22 protein-coding genes and 1 pseudogene are annotated in these 21652 nt (G+C 67.3%); 11 read left to right on the plus strand and 12 right to left on the minus strand.

The features are described from left to right. Positions 1-5: 5 nt before the first annotated feature. The 5 genes from ACAM57_RS09270 to ACAM57_RS09290 all read right to left on the minus strand — a co-directional run bounded on the left by ACAM57_RS09270 (position 6) and on the right by ACAM57_RS09290 (position 6531). The gene (locus tag ACAM57_RS09270) at positions 6-1016 is read right to left on the minus strand and encodes a class 1 fructose-bisphosphatase (protein ID WP_369661447.1); all 1011 of its coding nucleotides are present in this window, start codon (positions 1014-1016) and stop codon (positions 6-8) included. A gap of 27 nt (positions 1017-1043) precedes the next feature. Beyond that, positions 1044-3740, minus strand: coding sequence for an aminopeptidase N (gene pepN / locus ACAM57_RS09275; RefSeq protein WP_369661448.1), 2697 nt, complete (start codon positions 3738-3740; stop codon positions 1044-1046). After that, entirely contained in the window at positions 3727-4422 is a 696-nt protein-coding gene (locus ACAM57_RS09280; RefSeq protein ID WP_369661449.1) for an HAD family hydrolase, read from the minus strand. Before ACAM57_RS09280 ends, pepN begins: the two co-directional genes overlap by 14 nt. Positions 4423-4427: 5 nt before the next feature. Beyond that, a protein-coding gene (gene prfB / locus ACAM57_RS09285; protein ID WP_126025249.1) for a peptide chain release factor 2 occupies positions 4428-5532 on the minus strand; the annotation gives its coding sequence in 2 pieces (ribosomal slippage) (positions 4428-5450 and positions 5452-5532; 1104 coding nt in all). A gap of 186 nt (positions 5533-5718) precedes the next feature. Beyond that, positions 5719-6531, minus strand: coding sequence for a MetQ/NlpA family ABC transporter substrate-binding protein (locus tag ACAM57_RS09290; RefSeq protein ID WP_369661450.1), 813 nt, complete (start codon positions 6529-6531; stop codon positions 5719-5721). Positions 6532-6772: 241 nt separating this feature from the next. Here ACAM57_RS09290 and ACAM57_RS09295 point away from each other — a divergent pair. The 4 genes and pseudogenes from ACAM57_RS09295 to ACAM57_RS09310 all read left to right on the plus strand — a co-directional run bounded on the left by ACAM57_RS09295 (position 6773) and on the right by ACAM57_RS09310 (position 9554). Continuing rightward, a pseudogene (locus ACAM57_RS09295) lies at positions 6773-7644 on the plus strand (methionine ABC transporter ATP-binding protein). After that, entirely contained in the window at positions 7637-8299 is a 663-nt protein-coding gene (locus tag ACAM57_RS09300) for a methionine ABC transporter permease (protein ID WP_093200265.1), read from the plus strand. Before ACAM57_RS09295 ends, ACAM57_RS09300 begins: the two are co-directional and overlap by 8 nt. A gap of 35 nt (positions 8300-8334) precedes the next feature. Next, complete coding sequence (locus tag ACAM57_RS09305) at positions 8335-9162, plus strand: MetQ/NlpA family ABC transporter substrate-binding protein (protein ID WP_126025252.1); 828 nt, start codon at positions 8335-8337, stop codon at positions 9160-9162. Between the two features lie 41 nt (positions 9163-9203). Further along, on the plus strand, positions 9204-9554 hold the full coding sequence (locus ACAM57_RS09310) for a hypothetical protein (protein ID WP_369661451.1): 351 nt from the start codon (positions 9204-9206) through the stop codon (positions 9552-9554). Between the two features lie 69 nt (positions 9555-9623). On the opposite strand, the gene ACAM57_RS09315 is transcribed toward ACAM57_RS09310, so the two are convergent. The 3 genes from ACAM57_RS09315 to ACAM57_RS09325 form a co-directional block, all read right to left on the minus strand. Beyond that, positions 9624-10979 (minus strand): LLM class flavin-dependent oxidoreductase, encoded by a 1356-nt coding sequence (locus ACAM57_RS09315; protein ID WP_369661452.1) that lies wholly within the window; start codon positions 10977-10979, stop codon positions 9624-9626. Further along, positions 10976-11809, minus strand: a complete 834-nt coding sequence (locus ACAM57_RS09320) for a MetQ/NlpA family ABC transporter substrate-binding protein (protein ID WP_369661453.1) — start codon at positions 11807-11809, stop codon at positions 10976-10978. Before ACAM57_RS09320 ends, ACAM57_RS09315 begins: the two co-directional genes overlap by 4 nt. A 113-nt stretch (positions 11810-11922) precedes the next feature. Continuing rightward, on the minus strand, positions 11923-12825 hold the full coding sequence (locus ACAM57_RS09325; RefSeq protein ID WP_369661454.1) for a LysR family transcriptional regulator: 903 nt from the start codon (positions 12823-12825) through the stop codon (positions 11923-11925). A gap of 127 nt (positions 12826-12952) precedes the next feature. Here ACAM57_RS09325 and ACAM57_RS09330 point away from each other — a divergent pair, with 127 nt between their 5' ends. After that, entirely contained in the window at positions 12953-13963 is a 1011-nt protein-coding gene (locus ACAM57_RS09330; protein ID WP_369661455.1) for an aldo/keto reductase, read from the plus strand. Here the strand turns inward: ACAM57_RS09330 and ACAM57_RS09335 are convergent, their stop codons facing one another. Further along, the gene (locus ACAM57_RS09335; RefSeq protein WP_369661456.1) at positions 13964-14902 is read right to left on the minus strand and encodes an alpha/beta fold hydrolase; all 939 of its coding nucleotides are present in this window, start codon (positions 14900-14902) and stop codon (positions 13964-13966) included. Positions 14903-15040: 138 nt separating this feature from the next. Between ACAM57_RS09335 and ACAM57_RS09340 the strand changes: the two genes are divergently transcribed. Further along, the gene (locus tag ACAM57_RS09340) at positions 15041-16102 is read left to right on the plus strand and encodes an aldo/keto reductase (RefSeq protein ID WP_369661457.1); all 1062 of its coding nucleotides are present in this window, start codon (positions 15041-15043) and stop codon (positions 16100-16102) included. Between the two features lie 18 nt (positions 16103-16120). Here the strand turns inward: ACAM57_RS09340 and ACAM57_RS09345 are convergent, their stop codons facing one another. After that, on the minus strand, positions 16121-16744 hold the full coding sequence (locus ACAM57_RS09345) for a hypothetical protein (protein WP_369661458.1): 624 nt from the start codon (positions 16742-16744) through the stop codon (positions 16121-16123). A 91-nt stretch (positions 16745-16835) separates the two neighbouring features. Between ACAM57_RS09345 and ACAM57_RS09350 the strand changes: the two genes are divergently transcribed. From ACAM57_RS09350 to ACAM57_RS09365, 4 genes are read left to right on the plus strand one after another with little or no spacing between them, the layout of a single operon-like run. Then, the gene (locus tag ACAM57_RS09350; protein ID WP_369661459.1) at positions 16836-17330 is read left to right on the plus strand and encodes an aminoacyl-tRNA deacylase; all 495 of its coding nucleotides are present in this window, start codon (positions 16836-16838) and stop codon (positions 17328-17330) included. 8 nt (positions 17331-17338) lie between these two features. Continuing rightward, on the plus strand, positions 17339-18184 hold the full coding sequence (locus ACAM57_RS09355; protein ID WP_369661460.1) for a DUF6348 family protein: 846 nt from the start codon (positions 17339-17341) through the stop codon (positions 18182-18184). 52 nt (positions 18185-18236) lie between these two features. After that, positions 18237-18875 (plus strand): glycerol-3-phosphate 1-O-acyltransferase PlsY, encoded by a 639-nt coding sequence (gene plsY / locus ACAM57_RS09360; protein WP_369661461.1) that lies wholly within the window; start codon positions 18237-18239, stop codon positions 18873-18875. Positions 18876-18896: 21 nt separating this feature from the next. Further along, on the plus strand, positions 18897-19250 hold the full coding sequence (locus tag ACAM57_RS09365; protein WP_132802791.1) for a RidA family protein: 354 nt from the start codon (positions 18897-18899) through the stop codon (positions 19248-19250). 18 nt (positions 19251-19268) lie between these two features. Here the strand turns inward: ACAM57_RS09365 and ACAM57_RS09370 are convergent, their stop codons facing one another. Beyond that, positions 19269-19913 (minus strand): TIGR02281 family clan AA aspartic protease, encoded by a 645-nt coding sequence (locus ACAM57_RS09370; RefSeq protein ID WP_126025268.1) that lies wholly within the window; start codon positions 19911-19913, stop codon positions 19269-19271. A 143-nt stretch (positions 19914-20056) separates the two neighbouring features. Continuing rightward, positions 20057-20542, minus strand: coding sequence for a YajQ family cyclic di-GMP-binding protein (locus tag ACAM57_RS09375; RefSeq protein WP_126025269.1), 486 nt, complete (start codon positions 20540-20542; stop codon positions 20057-20059). A gap of 47 nt (positions 20543-20589) precedes the next feature. Here ACAM57_RS09375 and murB point away from each other — a divergent pair, with 47 nt between their 5' ends. Then, positions 20590-21642 carry a UDP-N-acetylmuramate dehydrogenase gene (murB, locus tag ACAM57_RS09380; RefSeq protein ID WP_369661462.1) on the plus strand — a complete coding sequence of 351 codons (1053 nt, stop codon included), beginning with the start codon at positions 20590-20592 and terminating at the stop codon, positions 21640-21642. The last annotated feature ends 10 nt before the right edge of the window (positions 21643-21652 follow it).

Here is a 21652-nt window from a genome sequence, read left to right on the forward strand (position 1 = left end):
AGAAATCAGGCCTTCTTTGCGTGGTACTGCGTCAAACGCTCAACTTCGTTTCTAGAACCCAACATCACGCTCACGCGCTCGTGCAGTTTGGTGGGCTGCAGGTCCAGGATTCGCTGCTTGCCGTTGGTGGCGGCGCCGCCGGCCTGCTCGACCAGCCAGCTCATCGGGTTGGCCTCGTACATCAGGCGCAGCTTGCCGGCCTTTTCGGGCTCGCGCTTGTCCCAGGGGTACATGAAGACGCCGCCGCGCATCAGGATACGGTGCACGTCGGCCACCATGCTGGCGATCCAGCGCATGTTGAAGTCCTTGCCGCGCGGGCCTTCCTTGCCGGCCAGGCATTCGTCGATGTAGCGCTTCACGGGCTCGTCCCAGTGGCGCATGTTGCTCATGTTGATCGCGAATTCCTTGGTGTCGGGCGGAATCTGGATGTCTTCCTGCGTCAGCACGAAGCTGCCCTGTTCGCGGTCGAGGGTGAACATGGCCACGCCGTTGCCCACGGTCAGCACCAGGGTGGTCTGCGGGCCGTAGATGCAGTAGCCGGCGGCCACCTGCTGGGTGCCTGCCTGCAGGAAGTCGGCTTCCTGCACGCCGGGGTGGTCGTCGGGCTTCTTCAGCACGCTGAAGATGGTGCCGATGCTGACGTTCACGTCGATGTTGCTGCTGCCGTCGAGCGGGTCGAACATGAGCAGGTATTCGCCCTGCGGGTAGCGGTTGGGCACCACGTAGATGCTGTCCATTTCCTCGCTGGCCATGGCCGCGAGGTGGCCGCCCCATTCGTTGGCCTCGATGAGCACTTCGTTGGCGATGATGTCCAGCTTCTTCTGGATCTCGCCCTGCACGTTCTCGCTCTCGGCCGTGCCGAGCACGCCGCCCAGCGCGCCCTTGTTGACGGCCTGGCTGATGCTCTTGCAGGCGCGCGCGACCACTTCGAGCAGCAGGCGCAACTGGCCGGGAATGAGGCCGTCGGCGCGCTGTTGTTCGACGAGGTAGCGGGTGAGGGAAATCTTTTGAGCCATGTGTTTTCCGGGTTCGGGTTTTCTGCTTCAGTTGCCAGCAAGAGCGCGGGTCACCACTTCGTGGGTGTCCTTGCTCAGGTCCGGCTTGGCCGCCACGCGGGCGATCGCCTCGCGCGCGGCGCTGCGGTAGGGCTCGGCCAGCTTGCTCCAGCGGTCGAGTGCGCGCGCGAGGCGGGCGGCGACCTGCGGGTTGATGGCGTCGAGCTCGATCACGCGTTCGCTCCAGAACACGTAGCCGGCTGCGTCGGGGCGGTGGAAGGCGCCGGGGTTGGCGCTGCAGTAGCTGAAGATCACGCTGCGCGCGCGGTTCGGGTTCTTCAGCGAGAAGTCGGGGTGCTTCATCAGCTGCTTCACCAGCGGCAGGATGTCGCCGCCGCGGTCGGGTGCGCCGGCCTGCAGCGAGAACCACTTGTCGATGACCAGCGCCTCGTCCTTGAAGATGGCGTGGAAGCGCGCGAGCGCCTGTGCCGCCAGCGTGTGGCCCGACGACACCAGCGCGTTGAGCGCGTTGAAGCGGTCGGTCATGTTGCCCGCATCCTTGAAGCGCTGCAGCGTCTTGCCAGGCCACACCACGTCGCCAGAAGCGCGCGCCGCCAGGCACAGGAAGTTCAGCGCCATGCCGGCCAGCGCGCGGCGGCCCGAGGAGGTCGGGTCGGGGCTGTAGGCGCCGGTGTCGTGGTTTTCTTCATAGGCCCACTGCCAGTCGGCAAAGAGGGCGGTGGCCAGCTGGGCGCGCATGGCTTCGCGCACCAGGTGCACGCGCTGCGGGTCGACCACGTCGAGCTGCTCGGCGATGTAGGTTTCCGACGGCAGCGTGAGCACCAGTTCCTTGAAGGCGGCGTCGAGCTGCGGGTTGCGCAGCACGCTGCGCATGGCGTCGATGTACGCGTCGTTCAGCACCGGCGTGGTGTCGGTGGCCAGGGCGGCAATGCCGTTCAGCGCGGCGCGCAGGCCCAGGCGCTGGCCGGCTTCCCAGCGATTGAACGGGTCGGGGTCGTTGGCCAGAAGGGTGAGCAGCTGGGCGTCGGTGTACTCGAAGTCGAGGATCACCGGCGCGCTGAAGCCGCGCAGGATGGACGGCACCGGCTCCGCGTCGAGGCCCGTGAAGGTGATCTGCTCACCGGCGCGCGACAGCACCACGGTGCGCGTGCCGTGCGTTGCTTCGCTCTCGCCTTCCAGCTGCAGCGGCAGCTCGCGGCCGCTGCTCGCGTCGAGCAGGCCCACGTTCAGCGGAATGACGAAGGGTTCCTTGGTTGGCTGGCCGGGCGTGGGCGGGCAGCTCTGCACCACGCTCAGGGTGTAGCTGCGGTTCTGCGCGTCGTACACGCCATGGGCGGCGAGGCGCGGCGTGCCGGCCTGGCTGTACCAGCGCTTGAACTGGGGCAGCAGGCGGGCGAGTTCCGATTCGGGGTTGGCGTCGGCGATGGCCTGCGCGAAGTCGTCGCAAGTCACGGCCTGGCCGTCGTGGCGCTCGAAGTAGAGCGTGATGCCCTTCTCGAAGCCCTTGCGACCGACCAGCGTCTGCATCATGCGCACCACCTCGGCACCCTTCTCGTAGATGGTGACGGTGTAGAAGTTGCTGATCTCGATGTAGCTGTCGGGGCGCACCGGGTGGGCCATGGGGCCCGCGTCCTCGGGGAACTGGGCGGTGCGCAGCACGCGAACGTCTTCGATGCGCTTGACGGCGCGCGCCGATGCGTCGGCGCACAGGTCCTGGCTGAATTCCTGGTCGCGGAAGACGGTGAGGCCCTCTTTCAGCGAGAGCTGGAACCAGTCGCGGCAGGTCACGCGGTCGCCGCTCCAGTTGTGGAAGTACTCGTGGCCGACCACGCTCTCGATGTTGCTGTAGTCGGCGTCGGTGGCGGTGGCCTGGTTGGCCAGAACGTACTTCGTGTTGAAGATGTTCAGGCCCTTGTTCTCCATGGCGCCCATGTTGAAGTCGCTGGTGGCGACGATCATGAAGCGGTCGAGGTCCAGCGGCAGGCCGAAGCGGGCCTCGTCCCACAGCACCGAGTTGATGAGCGAGTTCATCGCGTGCTCGGTCTTGTCGAGGTCGCCGGCGCGCACGTACACCTGCAGCAGGTGCTCCTTGCCGCTGCGCGCCTTGATGCGCTGCTCGCGCGCCACCAGCTTGCCCGCCACCAGCGCGAACAGGTAGCTGGGCTTCTTGAACGGGTCGACCCACTTGGCGAAATGGCGGCCCTCGGGCAGCTCGCCCTGTTCGACGAGGTTGCCGTTCGACAGCAGTACCGGGTAGGCCGCCTTCGAGGCACGCAGGGTGACGGTGTAGCTCGCCATCACGTCCGGGCGGTCGAGGAAATAGGTGATGCGGCGGAAGCCCTCGGCCTCGCACTGCGTGAAGAAGGTGTCCTCGCTCACGAACAGGCCCATCAGCTTGGTGTTCTTGATGGGGCAGCAGGTGGTGAAGATCTCGAGTTCGAAAGCGTCGGGCAGGCCGTCGATGACGAGCTGCTCGCCCTCCATGCGGAACGAGGCGCCCTGGCCGTTGACCAGCACGCGCGCCAGGTTCAGCTCGTCGCCGTCCAGGCGCAGCGGCTGCACCGGCACCTCGGGGTTGCGGCGCATCTGCATGCGGTTGAGCACGCGGGTCTTGGCGGGGTCGAGGTCGAAGGTCAGGTCGACAGTGTCGATCCAATAGGCCGGGGCCGCGTAGTCTTCGCGGCGGATGGCGATGGGTTGCCCTTGGGCGTCACGCTGCAGCATCGAGGGTCTCCAAAAAATTTGAATGGGCGAGTTCGTCGTAGTCGCGAACCGCGGCGATCACATGGGGGCCGGCAAGCTCGGCGGCGGAATGGGTGCTGCACACGGCCACGGCGCGCATGCCGCCGCGGCGGGCGGCTTCGATGCCGAAGGGCGCGTCTTCGAAGACGATGCAGCGCTCGGGCGCAACGCCGATGCGGCGCGCGGCCTCCAGGAAGATGGCGGGCGTGGGCTTGCCCGAGAAGCCCTCGTCGCCGCCCACGATGGCCAGCGGCAGCGGGTCCATCTTCAGGCGCGACATGGCGAACTCGATGTTGTGCCTGTCGCCGGCCGTGCCGACCGCCACCTTCAGGCCGTGTGCAACCGCTGCCTTGGCAAAGGCCGTGAAGCCTGCGACTTCGGTGAAGTTGTCGTGGAAAAGGGCTCGATAGATCTCTTCCTTCTCGTGCACCATGGCCTGGCACTCTTCGTCGGAAAGCTCGCGCTCGAACAATTCGCGCATGCTCTCCGTGCCGGTGCGGCCGGTGGTGCGCGCAAGAATCTCGCTCACGTCGAGCTTCACGCCGTGGTTGTGCGCAAACTCGACCCACGACCGCGCATGCCAGGGCATGGAGTCGATCATGGTGCCGTCCATGTCGAAGATGAAGGCTTCGACCTTGCCACCCTTCAGGCTTTGCAGGCTCATCGGTATCACACGCCCTGCTTGAGGGAGGCCTCGATGAACACGTCGAGGTCGCCGTCGAGCACCTTCTGCGTGGCCGAGACTTCGACGTTGGTGCGCAGGTCCTTGATGCGGCTGTTGTCCAGCACGTAGCTGCGGATCTGGTGGCCCCAGCCCACGTCGGTCTTGCTGTCTTCGAGCTTCTGCTGTTCTTCCTGGCGCTTGCGCATCTCGTGGTCGTACAGGCGCGAACGCAGGCGCTTCCAGGCCACGTCGCGGTTGCTGTGCTGGCTGCGGCCGTCCTGGCACTGGACCACGATGCCGGTCGGGATGTGCGTCAGGCGCACGGCCGAGTCGGTCTTGTTGATGTGCTGGCCGCCGGCGCCGCTGGCGCGGAAGGTGTCGGTGCGCACGTCGGCCGGGTTGATCTCGATCTCGATGGAGTCGTCGATCTCCGGGTACACGAAGATGCTGGCGAAGCTGGTGTGGCGGCCACCCGAGGAGTCGAAGGGCGACTTGCGCACCAGTCGGTGCACGCCGGTCTCGGTGCGCAGCAGGCCGAAGGCGTAGTCGCCTTCCACCTTGATGGTGGCGCTCTTGATGCCGGCGGTGTCGCCGGGGGTTTCGTCTTCCAGCTGGGCCTTGAAGCCCTTGCGCTCGGCGTACTTCGTGTACTGGCGCAGCAGCATGCTGGCCCAGTCGCAGGCCTCGGTGCCGCCGGCGCCGGCCTGGATGTCGATGAAGGCGTTCAGCGGGTCGGCCGGGTTGTTGAACATCCGGCGGAATTCGAGCTGCTTGATGTCGGCTTCGAGCGTGGCTGCGTCATCGGAGATGGCCTGCAGGCCGGCGATGTCGCCGTCTTCCTTAGACATCTCGTACAGCTCGGTGTTGTCCGACAGGCCGCTGGTGAGCCGGTCGAGCGTGACGACCACGTCGTCGAGCGACTTCTTTTCCTTGCCCAGCTCCTGGGCCTTCTTCGGGTCGTTCCAGACGTTGGGATCTTCGAGCGATGCGTTGACCGTCCTCAGACGTTCGGCCTTGGCATCGTAGTCAAAGATACCTCCGTAAATCGACCGTGCGGGCGCTCAGGTCCGCGAGCATCGCGCCGATTTGGTTGATCTGTTCTGCGTCCATGGGGTGTCCTGACTGTGTTCGGGGAAACCGGGCATTTTCTCATGCTCCGGTCTTCCACCGAGGAGGCCCCCGTATTGCTCCTTCCCCCTCTGGGGGAAGGCTGGGATGGGGCGGGCAGGGCGTCCCATGCGAGCGCCGCTTGCCCCACCCCCGGCCCTCCCCCAGCGGGGGAGGGAGCAAGAGTCGTCAGAACGCCGGAACCAGCGAGCCCTTGAACTGCGTCTCGATGAAGCTCTTCACCTCGGGCGACTGGTAGGCCACCACCAGGCGCTTCGCCCAGGGCTTGTCCCTGTCGGCGCGGCGCACGGCGATCAGGTTGGCGTAGGGGCTCTTGGGCGATTCCTTGATCACCGCATCCTTGTTCAGAGACAGGCCGGCCTTCTCGGCGTAGTCGTTGTTGATGGAGGCGATGGTCAGGTCGTCCAGCGAGCGCGGCAGCTGGGCGGCGTCGAGCGCCACCAGCTTCAGCTTTTTCGGGTTGGTGACCACGTCCAGCGGCGTGGCCGTGTTGTTCTTCACCGCCTCCGGCTTCAGCGTGATGAGACCGGCCGATTGCAGCAGCAGCAGGGCGCGGTTGCCGTTGGACGGGTCGTTCTGGATGCCGACCGTGGCGCCGTCGGGCAGCTGGTCGATGGACTTGATCTTGCGCGAGTAGAAGCCCAGCGGCGCGGTGATGGTCAGGCCCACCGGCACGATGTCGAAGCCGCGCGCCTTGTTCTGGTTGTCCAGGAATGGCTGGTGCTGGAAGGCGTTGGCGTCGAGGTCGCCCGAGGCCAGCGCGGCGTTGGGCAGCTGGTAGTCGTTGAACACGACCACCTGGATGTTCAGGCCGTCCTTGGCGGCGACCTTCTTGACCACCTCGAAGATCTGCTCGCCGTTGCCGACGGAGACGCCGACCTTGATGTTGTTCTTGTCCTGCGCGAAGGCGCCGGAGCCTGCGAAGAGGGCGGCAGCCAGGGTGGCGAGGGCGAAGGTGCGGCGGCGGAAATTGGTATGCATGTGCTTGCGCGGATCGAAAAAAACGAAGGCGCGAATGTGGCATTGCCGGCCGCGGAAGGGAACGAACCAATCTGCATATCGATATGGCGTGTCGCGCCCGTCACGTACTTCTCTTATGTGCCTATTCGTATAAACAGCATCCTTTTTGTTCGTTCCCTTTCGCTGCGTTTCTTTTCATACTCGGCACCTTTTTTCGAACCTACGCGACCTGCGCCACCCGCGCGGGCCGCGCTTCTTCTCCATGACCCACCCTACGCCTGACCAGGGCCGCCGCGATCACGCGGCGCCAGTCATCCGTCTCCAATCGGTGCAGAAATCCTTCGCCTTGCCCAGCGGCGAAGCGTTCGACGCCGTGCATTCGCTGTCGCTCGACATCCAGCAGGGCGACGTGTTCGGCCTGATCGGCAAGAGCGGCGCCGGCAAGTCGACGCTTCTGCGCCTCATCAACCTGCTGGAGCGGCCCGACGCGGGCCGCGTCTTCGTCGGCGGCGCGACCTCACCACGCTCTCGCGCAGCGAGTTGCGGGACACGCGCCAGAACATCGGCATGATCTTCCAGCAGTTCAACCTGCTGCAGAACGCCACGGTGTTCGACAACGTGGCCTTCCCGCTGAAGATCCACGGCCGCCATTCCAAGGCCGAGATCGACGCGCGCGTGCGCGAGTGCCTGGCCCTGGTCGGCCTGGCCGAGAAGATCGACACCTACCCGGCCCAGCTCTCCGGCGGGCAGAAGCAGCGCGTGGCCATCGCCCGCGCGCTGGCGCCGCGCCCGCAGGTGCTGCTGTGCGACGAGCCCACCTCGGCGCTCGACTCCGAAACCACGCGCTCGCTGCTGGAGACGCTGCGCGACATCAACCAGAAGATCGGCGTGACCATCGTGATCGTCACGCACGAGCTGTCGGTGGTGGAAGTGCTGTGCCGCAACGTGGCCATTCTCGAGAAGGGCCGGCTGGTGGAGCAGTTCGCGGTCGATGCGGCCGGCGAGGCCGAGCGCAAGACCGCGCTGGGCCGCGAGATCGACGAGCTGGTGCGCCGCCGCGAGCGCGAGGCGCGCGAATCGCACCCGGCGCGGCCGTCGGCCCAGTTCGGCGCGCAGGAGCTGGCCTATGTTTGAGAACATCGCCCCCATCCTCCCCGAGCTGTGGGTCGCCACCGGGCAGACCTTCATGATGCTGGCCATCGGCCTCTCGGCCGCCGTGCTGATCGGCGGGCCGCTGGGCATCCTGCTGTTCCTGCTGGGGCCGGGGCAGTCGCTGGAGAACAAGCCGGCGTTCCTGGTGCTCAACTGGCTGGTGAACACGGTGCGCTCGTTCCCTTTCATCATCCTGCTGGTGGCGCTGGTGCCGTTCACGCGGGTGATCGCGGGCACCTCCATCGGGCCTTTGGCGGCCGCGGTGCCGCTGTCGTTCGCGGCCATTCCCTACCTGGCGCGGCTGGTCGACCAGTGCCTGCGCGAAGTGCCGCGCGGCGTGATCGAGGCCGCCCACGCCATGGGCGCGACCGAGCTGCAGATCGTCTGGCGCGTGCTGCTGGTGGAGGCCCGCTCGGGCCTGGTGCTGGCGCTGACCGTGCTCGCCGTGAGCTTCCTTTCCTATTCGGCGGTGGCCGGCGTGGTGGGCGGCGGCGGCATCGGCGACCTGGCCATCCGCTACGGCTACTACCGTTTCCAGACCGACGTGATGGTGCTCACCGTGGCGCTGCTCGTGGTGCTGGTACAGATCCTGCAATTCGCCGGCAACGCCACGGCACGCAGGCTCGACAAGCGTTGATCTCTCACTTTTTCCCTTCCAGCTTTTCCAATCTCATGAAGACCGTTTTCCTGCGCCGTTCCGTTCTCGCCCTGTCGCTGGCAGCCCTTTCCCTGGGCGGCCTCTCGCTGCAGGCCCATGCGCAAGACCCCGCCAAGAAGAACCTGGTAATCGGCGGCACCGCCGGCTCCAACGCCGACCAGCTCAAGCAGGGCATCGTGCCCATCCTCGAGAAGAAGGGCTACAAGGTGAAGCTGGTCGAGTTCAACGACTACGTGCAGCCCAACCTCGCGCTGGCCCAGGGCTCGCTGGACGCCAACTTCTTCCAGCATCAGGTCTATCTGAAGAAGTTCGCGGCCGACCAGAAGCTCGACCTCGCCGAACTGGTGCAGGGCCCGATCGCGCCCATGGGCGTGTACTCGACCAAACGCAAGACGCTGGCCGATGTGAAGGAAGGCGACCGCGTGACGCTGCCGAACGACCCGAGCAACCTGGCCCGCGCGCTGGTGCTGCTGGAGCAGAACAAGCTGCTCACGCTGAAGACCGGCATCGACCCGCTGCGCGCTACCGAGAAGGACGTGGCCGAGAACCCGAAGAAGCTGAAGTTCATTCCGCTCGAGGCCGCCCAGCTGCCGCGCTCGCTCGGCGACACCGAGTACGCCATCGTCAACGGCAACTTCGCGATCTCCTCGGGCCTGAAGCTCACCGAGGCCGTGGTGCTCGAAAAGACGCCCGACTACTACCTGAATGTGGTCGCCGTGAAGACCGCCGACAAGAACACCCAGTGGGCCAAGGACATCGCCGATGCCTACCGCTCGAAGGAGTTCAAGGCGGTGGTTGACAGCAAATTCCAGGGTTACGCCAAGCCCGGTTTCCTGCAGTAATCCTTCCTTTCCTTCATCCTTCTTCGAGAAAAGGACTCCCCATGCCCGTTCTGGCCGTATTCGATGCCCAGGGAAGCTGGCGCGACACACACGTGTGCGACGGCTGGATCACCGAACGCCTGGCCGGGCAGGGCGTGAGCTGGGGGCGCGGCAGGAAGAAGGGGCAGCGCGTGCTCGAGAGCGCTGGGCTCTTCTATCTGCCGACCGATGACGGCTACCTCGGCCTGCTTCTGGAGGCGGGCGAGTGGGCTTCGGTGCCGGCGGGCAAGCCGCATTTCTTCGATGCGGGCGAGGCTGAGTCGCTGGAGGGGCTGCCGGCGTCGCTGCCGCTGTTCGAAGCCTTCGTCGAGGAAGTGCTGTCGCTCACGGGCAACGACGCCGACGAGGAGTGATGACGCAAGAAGAACAAGAGGCCGCGTGAACCGCGGCCTTTTTTCTTTGCGCCCTTTACCTTTATCTATTCAGGCGGCCAGCCGCTGCGCCGTCCGCCCGGCAGGCCGCGTCAGCCCCAGGTGATCGCGCAGCGTGCGCCCCTCATATTCCGTGCGGAAGATCCCGCGCTTCTGCAGGATCGGCACCACCCCGTCGACGAAATCCTGCAGCCCGTGCGGCAGCGCGTCAGGCATCAGGTTGAAGCCGTCCGCCGCGCCGGCCCTGAACCAGCGCTCGATGTCGTCCGCGATCTGCTCCGGCGTGCCGACGATCACGCGGTGCCCCCCGCCGCCCGCGAGTTCGCGGATCAGCTGGCGCACCGTGTAGCCGTGCGTGCGCCCGGCCGCGACCACGGCGTTGAAGAAGGTGTGGTTGCCGTTGCCATTGGCGGGCAGCGGCAGGTTGTCGGGCAGGCGCTCGTCGAGCTTCAGGCGGTCGGGCGTGATGCCGAGCGTGCCGGCGATGCGCGTGAGGCTGTAGTCCCACGGGATCAGATCGACCAGTTCGTCGCGGCGGCGGCGCGCCTCGGCCTCGGTGGCGCCGACGATGGTGGTCAGGCCCGCGAGCACCTTCACCGCGTCGGGGCCTCGGCCCAGTTCGGCGGCGCGGGTCTTCAGTGCTCGAGCGTATGCCAGCGATTCCTCGAAGGACTGCGAGGCGGAGAACACCGCCTCCGCGTGGCGCGACGCCAGCTCACGTCCGTCCGCCGACGCCCCTGCCTGCACCAGCACCGGGTGCCCCTGCGGCGAGCGCGGCAGGTTCAGCGGACCCTGCACCGCGAAGTGTTCGCCGCGGTGCGCGATGGCGTGCACCTTGGCGGTGTCGATGAAGCTGCCGGAGGCCTTGTCGCCGACGAAGGCATCGTCCTCCCAGCTGTCCCACAGCGCCTTCACCACGTCGGTGAACTCGGAGGCGCGCGCGTAGCGCTTCGCGTGGTCGGGCGTGGCGTCGAGGCCGAAGTTGCGCGCCGAGGGCAGGTCGGCCGTGGTCACCACGTTCCAGCCGGCGCGGCCACTGCTCACATGGTCGAGCGTGGCGAAGCGGCGGGCGATGTTGTAGGGCTCGTTGTAGCTGGTCGAGGCGGTGGCGATCAGGCCGATGTGCGTGGTGGCCGCGGCCACGCAGGCCAGCAGCACCGTCGGCTCCAGCGCGGTGATCGGGCGGAAGTGGATCTGGTCGACGATGGCCGCGTTGTCCGCGAGGAACACCGCGTCGAGCTTGCCGGCCTCGGCGATCTGCGCGGTGCGGATGTAGTGCTGGATGTCGGCGAAGGCCCACGGATCGCTCTGCGGCAGGCGCCACGCCGAGGGCACGAAGCCCGAATGCAGGATGTTGACGTTGAGGTGCAGCTGCCGCAGCGCGGTCTTGTTGTTCGAAAGGCTCATTGCGAGAAGTAGTCGGGCAGCCGGTAGCCGGCCCATGCCGGGTTGGCCCTGAAGAAGCGCTGGAATTCGGGCGACTGGTAGGCCGCCGCGATGTCCTGCGCGAATTTCGCGCTCTCGTTGCTGCGCTTGACGGCGACCACGTTCACGTAGGGCAGCGTCATGTTCTCCAGCTTCAGCGCCTCGGTGAGCTTCAGGCCCGACGCGATGGCGAAGTTGCCCTGCACGGCGGCGATGTCGGCGTCGGCCAGCGAGCGCGGGGCCTGCGCGGCTTCGAGCGGCACCAGCTTCAGGCGCTTGGGGTTGGCGACGATGTCGCGCTCCGACACCGAGATCGGGCTCACGCCCGGCTTGAGCGTCACCCAGCCGATGCCCGCGAGGATGTTGAGCGCGCGCGCCGCGTTCACCGGGTCGGATGGCAGCGTGACCGTTGCGCCGTCGGGCACGGTGTCGAGCGACTTGTGGCGCTGCGAGTAGAGGCCCATCGGCGGGGTCGGCACATGCACCACCGGCACGAGGTCGAAGCCCTGCTGCCTGTTGGTGGCGTTGAGGTACAGCGTGTGCTGGAAGATGTTGGCGTCGATCTGCCCGCGCTCCACCGCGTCGTTGGGCTGCACGCCCTGGCTGAACTCGACGTACTTGACGGTGTAGCCCAGCTTCTTCAGCTGGGGCTCGATGCCGTTCGTGAAGGCATCGCGGTACGGGCCGGGCATGAAGCCCACGCGCAGGTCGGCGGCGTGGGCGGAAAGCTGCGCCGCCAGGCTCAGGGCGAGGCTGCCGAGCAGCGGGGCGAAGCGGCGCAGCCACGACGGCGCGCGCGAAGAGGAAGGCATGACGACAACTCCAGGGGACGGCAAAGGGAGCTGCGCACTCTAGGACGCGGTGAGCGCCGCGCGAACGAAGATTCGCGCGCTTGGTTATCCGCTGGGCAAATATCCGGCGGACATCAGCCGGACTGGCCTTCGGCCTTCAGGAAATCGGCGAAAGCCCGCAGCGGCGCCGGCATGTGCGTGCGGCTCGGGTAGTACAGGAACGGCCCCGAGAAGCTCTGCCACCAGTCCTCCAGCACCGGCGCGAGCGTGCCCCGGTCGATGGAGGGGCGCAGGTACTCGTCGAAGGTGTAGATCACGCCGAGGCCCGACTCGGCGGCATTCAGTTCGAGGTCGAGCGCCGACGCGATCAGCGGTCCGCTCGGCGTGATCTTCACCGTCTTGCCCTTGCGCACGAAGCCCCAGGCCGCGAGCACGCCGCTGGGAAAGCGGTGGCCGATGCAGGCGTGGCGCAGCAGATCGGTCGGGTGCCTGGGCACGCCGTGCTGGGCGAGATAGCCCGGCGATGCCGCGGCCACGAAGCGCTGTGTGCGCGGGCCCAGGGGCACGGCGATCATGTCGCGGGCGATGCTCTCGTCATAGCGGATGCCGGCGTCGAAGCCCGCCGCGAGCACGTCGATGAAGGTGTCGTTGGTCGTGATCTCCAGCGTGATGCCCGGGTGCGTGCGCAGGAAGCGGCTGGCAAGCGGCGGCAGCACGCGCTGCGCCACGATGGTCGGCACGTTCAGGCGCAGCGTGCCGGTGGGGCTGTCGCGAAAGCTGTTGAGCGTGTCGAGCGCGCCGGCGATGTCGTCCAGCGCGGGCGAGATGCGGTCGAGCAGGCGCTGGCCCGCTTCGGTGGGCGTCACGCTGCGCGTGGTGCGGTTCAGCAGGCGCACGCCCAGCTGCGCCTCGAGCCTGCGCATGGCCTCGCTGAGCGAGGAGGGCGACACGCCGCGCAGTGCGGCAGCGCCCCGGAAACTGCGCGCACGGGTGACGGCCACGAAGGCGCCCAGGTCGGAGAGCTCTGGTTCGTTCATGGCGCGATTGTGCGTTTTCCCGCACAACCCGTGCAGGGCTGGACGGATTATCGAACGGCATCTTTGCTTCCAGACTACCGCCATGCCGCTCGCCATCGCGTCCGGCCCCTCTGAAAGGAACGCTTCGATGAACACACTCCAGCTCGGTGCAACCGGCCCCAAAGTTTCCGCCATCGGCCTCGGCTGCATGGGCATGTCGGGCATGTACGGCCCCTCCGACCGCGCCGAAAGCATCGCCACCATCCACGCCGCCATGGACGCGGGCATCACGCTGCTCGACACCGGCGATTTCTACGGCAGCGGCCACAACGAAATGCTGATCGGCGAGGCGCTGAAGGGCCTGAAGCCCTCGCAGCGCGACGCGGCGCTGGTCAGCGTCAAGTTCGGCGCCATGCGCGACCCGGCCGGCGGCTGGGTCGGCTACGACGCGCGGCCGGCGGCGGTGAAGAACTTCGCCACCTACTCCCTGCAGCGCCTGGGCGTGGACCACATCGACATCTACCGCCCGGCGCGGCTCGACCCGAACGTGCCGATCGAGGAGACCATCGGCGCCATCGCCGACCTGGTGAAGGCGGGCTACGTGCGCCACATCGGCCTGTCGGAAGTGGGCCCGCAGACGATCCGCAAGGCGGCGGCCGTGCATCCGGTGTGCGACCTGCAGATCGAGTATTCGCTGATCTCGCGCGGCATCGAGGACGAAATCCTCGCCACCTGCCGCGAGCTGGGCATCGGCATCACCGCCTACGGCGTGCTGTCGCGTGGCCTCATCAGCGGGCACTGGACGAAGGACAGCGCGGGCGAGAAGGACTTCCGCGCGCACAGCCCGCGCTTCCAGGGCGAGAACGTGGAGCGCAACCTTGCGCTGGTCGAGGCGCTGCGCAAGATCGCCGACGCAAAGGGCGTGAGCGTCGCGCAGATCGCCATCGCATGGGTGGCGGCGCAAGGCGACGACATCGTCCCGCTGATCGGCGCGCGCCGGCGCACGCGGCTCGACGAGGCACTCGGTGCGTCGAGCGTGAAGCTGGGAGCCGACGACTTCGCCGCCATCGAACGCGCGGTGCCGAAGGGCGCTGCCGCCGGCGACCGCTATGCGGCTGCGCAGATGGCCAGCCTGGACAGCGAGCCCCGGCGCGGCTGATCAGGCCGCGAGAAACGCCTCGATCATCCGCGCGACGATCCGCGGCTGGTCGTGGTGCAGCATGTGGCCCGCGTCTTCGAGCCGCTCGATGCGCGCGTTGCCCACCGATTTCAGCCGCTCGTGGAATTCGTCGAGCGTGTAGCGGTTCTTCCACCAGCCGTGCAGGCTGTCGTCCGATGCCTCGACCATCAACAGCGGCGCGGTGATGCGCGAGTAGAGCGCCAGCGTCTCGTCGACGCGGAAGATGTGGGCATTGACGATCTTGTGTGCCGCCTCGCCCAGGATCTGCCAGCGCTCGCTGCCGTCGGGCTGCGCGTGGTTCACCGACCAGTGGCTTGCGAGCCAGGCGGCCTTGTCGGGCGTCAGGCGCGGATTGGTCTTCATGAGGCGGCGGGCCACGCCGTCCACGGCCGAGTAGCCGGCCAGCGCCATTTCGCCGCGGTGCAGGCGCTTGAGCTCGTCGATCCACTGGCCGTAGCGCGCGGGCGCTTCGTCGGGCTTGCGCGCGGGCATGCCGAAGCCTTCGAGGTTGACCAGGCGGCGGATGCGCTGCGGCCGCACGCCGGCGTAGTGCATGGCGACGTTGCCGCCCATGCTGTGGCCGACGAGGTCGATCTGCCGGGCGCCTTCCCCATCCAGGCCTTCGCCCGCGTAGTGGTCGAGCAGCCATTCGAGGTCCGCGAGGTAGTCGGCGAGCCAGTAGTTGTCGACGCCGCCGCCGTCGGTGAGGCCGAAGCCGCGCCAGTCGGGGGCGATGATGAAGCGGTCTTCCTCCATCGCGTCGACCACGAACTGCCACGACGCCGCCACGTCCATCCAGCCGTGCACCAGCACCAGCGGCGGGCGTTTGTCGGAAGGCTGGCCCCACAGCCGCACGTGGTAGCTGAGGTTGCGCACGGGCACGAATTCGCTGCGGGAGGGGCGGAGGGCTTGGTACATGGGCGTCGATGATAAGGAGGCCTTTGTACTGACGCAGTCCGCCACAGGACAGGCAGCGGCCGGCCGGCAGGCCGCGCGGCGCTCGGGTTTTGGCGCGGCGGCCGGCGGGCCTGAGACCGGGGCGGTAGCATCCCGCGCATGAAAAAGATCCAACTCGGTCAGAGCGACCTGCACGTCACCCCGATCTGCCTCGGCACGATGACCTTCGGCGAACAGGTCGACGAGCCTACTTCCCACGCCATCCTGAGCCGCTCGCTGGAGCGGGGCGTCGACTTCATCGACACCGCCGAGATGTACTCGGTGCCCACGCGCAAGGAAACCTACAGCGTCACCGAGACCATCATCGGCAACTGGTTCGCCGCCAACCCCGGCGCGCGCCAGAAGCTGGTGGTCGCGACCAAGGTGGCCGGCCCCTCGCGCGGCATGCCCTGGGTGCGCGAAGGCAGCGGCATGACGGCGACCGACATCGAAGCCTCGTGCAACGCCAGCCTGAAGCGGCTGCGCACCGATGTCATCGACCTCTACCAGATCCACTGGCCCGAGCGCCACGTGCCGCTCTTCGGCAACATCTACTACGACCCGGCCAAGGAAACCTCGAAGACGCCGATCCACGAGCAGCTCGAAGCGCTGGGCAAGCTGGTGAAGGCGGGCAAGGTGCGCGCCATCGGCCTGTCGAACGAAACGCCTTACGGCGTGCACGAATTCGTGCGGCTGGCCGAACAGCACGGCCTGCCGCGCGTGGCGACGGTGCAGAACGTGTACAGCCTCATCAGCCGCGGCTACGAGAACGGGTTGGACGAAACCATGCACCGGCTGGGCGTGTCGCTGCTGGCGTATTCGCCGCTGGCCTTCGGCCTGCTCACCGGCAAGTACGACCAGAGCGGCATCGAGGGGCCCGACGCGCCCAAGGGCGCGCGCATCTCGAGCTACGAATCGGTGCGCAAGCAGCGCTGGGGCCGCCCCGATTCGCTGCGCGCGGCCAGGCGCTACAACCAGCTCGCCCGCGACAACGGCCTGACGCCGACGCAACTGGCGCTGGCCTTCTGCTACACCAAGTGGCAGGTGGCGAGCACGATCATCGGCGTGACCTCGTTGGCGCAGCTGGAGGAAGACCTGGACGTGTACGGCACCACACTGTCGCCGGAGGTGCTGGCCGAGATCGACAAGATCCGCTGGGAAATCCGCGATCCGGCTGCCTGAGTTCCGTTCCCTGATCCGTCAGCGGGCGCATTCGCCGTTCGCGGCAGCCAGGGCGAGCGCGGGCAGGCTCAGCAGGCCCATGCCGCCGCCCTTGAACTCGCCCTTCCTGCAGTCACCGCGCGCGGCGCCTGCGACGCCCGCGCTGAGGCTGGAGTCGAAGCCCGAGCGCGGGCTGCCGTTGAGATCCTCGGCGGCTCGGTCGGCGAAGGAGCGTTCGCGGGCGATGTCGCGCAGGGCGCGGCGCGTGCTTTCCGAGTGGAGGATCGACGGCCGCGCCGGTGCAACGCTTGCTGCTTGCGATGGGGGCGATGTGTCGGCCGGAGCCTCGGGAGCGGCGTTCGCCGTGGCTCGAACGGATTGCGGCGGCCGCCTGGCGGCCGGGCGCGGCGACGAAGTGGAGGCAGGCGATGCCGCCTTCTTGCGTGGCGCCGGATCCGCTTCCGCCGGAGGCTCCGCGCGCACCATTTCCACGACGATGCGTTTCGCTGCACCGGCAGTGCGCCCATGCGGCTTCGTCGCCATCACAAGCAGCCAGAGCACCGCCGCGTGCATGGCCGCGACCGCCAGCACGAGCGCCGTGAGGGCGGGGCGGCGCAGCGTGGGGAACGGAATCGCGCCCTCCGGGGCTGGCGTATGCTGCATGGCTCGACCGGAATTCGATGTGGTGCGGCAGATTCTTGCTGCGGTACACCGGATTTCCTGAAGTCATCCTGAACCGGAAGTTGCCACCCAGATGGCCAAGAAAAGCGTCCATACCTCCGAGACACCCGCCACGCAACTGCTGCGCGCGCACAAGATCGCCTTCACCGAGCACCCCTACGAATACGTCGAGCACGGCGGCGCGCAGCGCGGTGCCGAGATGCTGGGGCTGGACCCGTTCACCGTCATCAAGACGCTGGTGATGCAGGACCAGGACGCGAAGCCGCTGATCGTGCTGATGCACGGCAACCGCACGGTGTCGACCAAGAATCTGGCGCGTCAGATCGGCGCCAAGTCGGTGGAGCCCTGCAAGCCCGAGGTGGCGCAGCGGCACAGCGGCTATATGGTGGGCGGCACTTCGCCCTTCGGTACGCGGCGCGAGATGCCGGTGTACGTGGAGTCGAGCATCCTGGAGCTGCCGCGCGTCGTGCTCAACGGCGGGCGGCGCGGCTACCTGATCGGCATCGATCCGCAGGTGTGCGTGGCGCTGCTGGGCGCGAAGCCCGTGCAATGCGCGCTGGCAGAATAGCCGCCGCCATGGCGACATCACCGTCCTCGTCCTCCCCAGACTTCTTTCCTCCGCTCTGTCCCGCCAACGAAGGCGGCGGGCCGTCGTTCGAAGTCGAGTTCAACGATGGCAAGAAGGACTGGACCGAGGTTTTCGACCTCACCGAACTGCTGCTCGAAACGCTGGAGGCACGTGGCCACGAGCCGGTGCGCGAGCGCGAAGGCTGGCTGCGGCTGCCCGGCAGCGGTCTGTGGCTCTGGCCACAGATCACCAGCTACTGGGCCAACAGCGACGGCAGCGTGCGCACCAGCAGCACCATCGAGGTGGCGCATGCCGAGCTGCTGCCCAAGGGCCTCTTCGAGTTCCAGCATTCGGTGGGCGCCGACATCGCCGCTTCCCTGACCCGGGGCTTCGACCTCTGGGCGCAGGTCGATCTGGTCGTGTTCCTCGATGCGCTGTCCGCCGACGCGGCAGGCCTGAGCCACTGCACTTCGATGCAGATGAACTGGGAAGCGAAGGAGGCCGAAGGCCGCCCGGCCCGCGAGCGGCGCGTGCTCTTCGGACCGGTCGCGCACCAGCATGCGAAGGAGGCGGCCGAGGAGGAAGAACATCCGTTCTGCCCCTGCTGCCTCTTCACCAACACCTGGGATGCCTTCAAGCCGCAGATCGAGTCGGACGGCCTCTACGGCGTGCGGCTCTATGCCGCGCGAGACGCCGAGGGCGACGTGCAGGCCGACTGCCGCATCAACGGCGAGGACTGGCCCGCCGGCGCCGATGCGCTGCGCGCCTACGCGGCGCAGTGGCCCGACCGGGGCTTCGAGTTTCGCAAGCAGTACGTCGTGATCCAATCGCCGCCCGAGGCGCCGGTCGCCTGATCCGATACGCCGAACACACAACAACAACCATCATCCCCCGCGGAGTGCCGTCTTGAGCTTCACCTTGCCTTCCATCATTGCCATCGTGGCGTCGTACCTGATCGGCTCGCTTTCGTTCGCGGTCATCGTGAGCAAGGCGCTCGGCATGGCCGATCCGCGCAGCTACGGCAGCAAGAACCCCGGCGCCACCAACGTGCTGCGTTCGGGCAACAAGGGCGCGGCGCTCGCCACGCTGCTGCTGGATGCGCTCAAGGGCTGGGTGCCCGTGTTCCTCATCCACCAGTTCGGCGCGCAGTGGGGGCTGGGAGAGGGCGTTGCAGCCGTGGCCGGCGTGGCCGCGTTCCTCGGGCACCTGTACCCGGTGTTCTTCGGCTTCCAGGGCGGCAAGGGCGTGGCCACGGCCGCCGGGGTGCTGGTGGGCATCGCGCCCTGGCTGGGGCTGGCCACCGGCGCCACCTGGCTGATCATCGCGATCTTCTTCCGCTATTCGTCGCTGTCCTCGCTGGTGGCTGCCTTCTTCACGCCGGCCTACTACCTGATCGGCGGCGGCATCGCGTGGCCGCTGGACCGCACGGCGCTGGTCGCGATCATCGTCATGAGCCTGCTGCTGATCTGGCGGCACCGCGAGAACATCCGCCGGCTCGCTGCCGGCACGGAGTCGAAGCTCGGCTCCAAGAAGAAACCAACCTGAACCGAAGAAAGAACACGTTCCATGGCTTCCATCACCCGCTACCACGTCGGCCCGCGCCTGTCGGAGACGGCCGTGCACAACGGCACCATCTACCTCGCGGGCCAGGTGCCCGACGACACCACGCAGGACATCCGCGGCCAGACCACGCAGGTGCTCGGCATGGTCGACCGCCTGCTCGCTGAGGCCGGCAGCGACAAGTCGCGCATCCTCATGACACAGATCTTCCTGGCCGACATCAACGACATCACCGCCATGAACGAGGTGTGGGACGCCTGGATCCCGGCCGGCAACACGCCGCCGCGCGCCACCGTGCAGGCCAAAATGGCCAACACGGCCTACAAGATCGAGATCGTGGTGACGGCCGCGCAGGCCTGAACAGGCCCTGGTCCTAGCTCAATAGCGTTTTTCGAGGACCATCTGGTCCGCGTCGCGCCGCATCGAGAAGCGGTTGATGAAGCTGTTGCCCAGCAGCACGAAGGGCATGGCCTGCTGCGAGACGATGGCGTCGATGTCGTACACCTCCACGTCGCCCACGCGCACCGACTGCAGGCGCAGCTTGTAGCCGGTAGCCGTGCCGTTGGCGGTGTTCATCAGCACGCGCTGGCCCTTGCTGTAGTCCAGGCCGATGCGCTGGGCGTCGTCGGCCGACAGCGCGATGGCCGTCGCGCCCGTGTCGAGCATGAAGGTGACCGGCCGGCCGTTGATGGCGCCCTGCGTCATGAAGTGCCCGCGGCTGTCGGCCGACAGCACCACGCGGCTCCCGCCCCCGCCCGACCCGCCACCACCGCCGATGCTCACCGGCGTGTCCATGCGCAGGTTGACGCGCTTGCCCTCCATCTCGACCACGGCCTGCTCGGCCTGCAGAGATACCAGCTTCACGCCCTGGTAGCTCTCGCCGATCGCCACCGTCTTGGGCGGATTGCCGTTCACGATAAGGATCGCGCGGCTGCCGATGCTGCCGGTCAGGGTGACCGAGCCGGCCGCATGCGCCACGGCGGCGGCAGCGAACAACTGCGCTGCGACGAGAAGATGTTTCATACGAGGCTTGCTGCTCCAGCGTCGGTTGTTCGACTTGATAGACCAGGAATACCGCGGAACCGGCTCCGCCGGTCCGCCGGTATTGCCCCCGGCGAGGGGGTTGGCGGCCACACGAAGTGGGCAAGCCTGGGGGAGTACCTAGATCAGTCCCTGAAGTTGTTGAAGGTGAGCGGCATGTCGGGCACGTCCTTCTTGATCAGCGCCATGGCTGCCTGCAGGTCGTCGCGCTTGGCGCCGGTGACGCGCACCGCGTCGCCCTGGATCGCGGCCTGAACCTTGAGCTTGCTGTCCTTGACGATGCGGGTGATCTTCTTGGCCTGCTCGCTCTCGATGCCGTTCTTGATCTTGATGACCTGCTTGACCTTGTCGCCACCCATCTTCTGGACGTCGCCCTTGTCGAGGAAGCGCACGTCGACGCTGCGCTTGGTGAGCTTGTTGCGAAGGATGTCTTCGACTTGCACGAGCTGGAACTCGGCGTCGCCGATCATGGTGATTTCCTTGTCCTTGAGCTCGACGGCGGCGGCCGTGCCCTTGAAATCGAAACGCGTGGCGATTTCCTTGGCGGTGTTCTCGACTGCGTTCTTCACCTCGGGAAGGTTGGGTTCGCAGACGGTATCGAAGGACGGCATGGACTCTCTCCTGAATTCTTCACGGGTGCAGATGCGACAATTCTCCCATGATCGTGGAGTCCAACGTCCCGCTGCAGCCCTACAACAGCTTCGGCATCGTCGCGCGCGCGCAGCACCTGGCGCGCATTGCCGGCGAGGCCGACCTGGCCGCGCTGCGCGACGATCCGGCATGGCGCGACGCGCCCCGTTTCGTGCTGGGTGGCGGCAGCAACATCGTGCTGACGGGCGACGTGAAATCGCTGGTGCTGAAGGTCGAGATCAAGGGGCTGCGGCTGCTGGAAGAAACCCCGCGCGCCTGGATCGTGGAGGCAGGCGCGGGCGAAACCTGGCACGACGCCGTCGAGTGGATGGTGCGCAACGGCTATCCGGGGCTGGAGAACCTGGCGCTGATTCCCGGCACGGTGGGCGGCTCGCCGGTGCAGAACATCGGCGCCTACGGTGTCGAACTGCAGGACCGCTTCGAGTCGCTCGACGCCTTCGACCTCGAAACCGGCCGCAGCTTCACCCTCGATGCGGCCCAATGCGCCTTCGGCTACCGCGACTCGGTCTTCAAGCACGTGCGCAGCGGTCCGAACGATTTCGGCCTGGCGGGCAGGGCGGTGATCACCCGGGTGCGCTTTCGCCTGCCCAAGCCCTGGAAACCGGTGGTCGGCTACCTCGACCTGGAGCGCAAGATGGAGGAGACGGGCAACTTCACGCCGAGCGCACAGGACATCTTCGACTGGATCTGCGCCATCCGCCGCGCCAAGCTGCCCGACTGGCGCGTGCTGGGCAACGCCGGCAGCTTCTTCAAGAACCCGACGGTCACGCCCGAGCAGTGCGCGGACATCATCGCGCGCGACCCGAAGATCGTTCACTACCCGATGGACGACGGCAGCATCAAGCTGGCGGCCGGCTGGCTCATCGACGCCTGCGGCTGGAAGGGCAAGTCGGTGGGCAATGCCGGCGTGTACGAGCGGCAGGCGCTGGTGCTGGTCAACCGCGGCGGCCGCGAGAACCCGGTGACGGGAGGCGAGGTGATGACGCTCGCCAAGGCGATCCAGACCAGCGTGTACGAGCGTTTCGGCATCCGGCTGGAGCCGGAGCCGGTCGTCGTCTGAGCTGACGCCA

It is taken from the genome of Variovorax sp. V15, from assembly GCF_041154425.1.
Classification (GTDB): domain Bacteria; phylum Pseudomonadota; class Gammaproteobacteria; order Burkholderiales; family Burkholderiaceae_C; genus Variovorax; species Variovorax guangxiensis.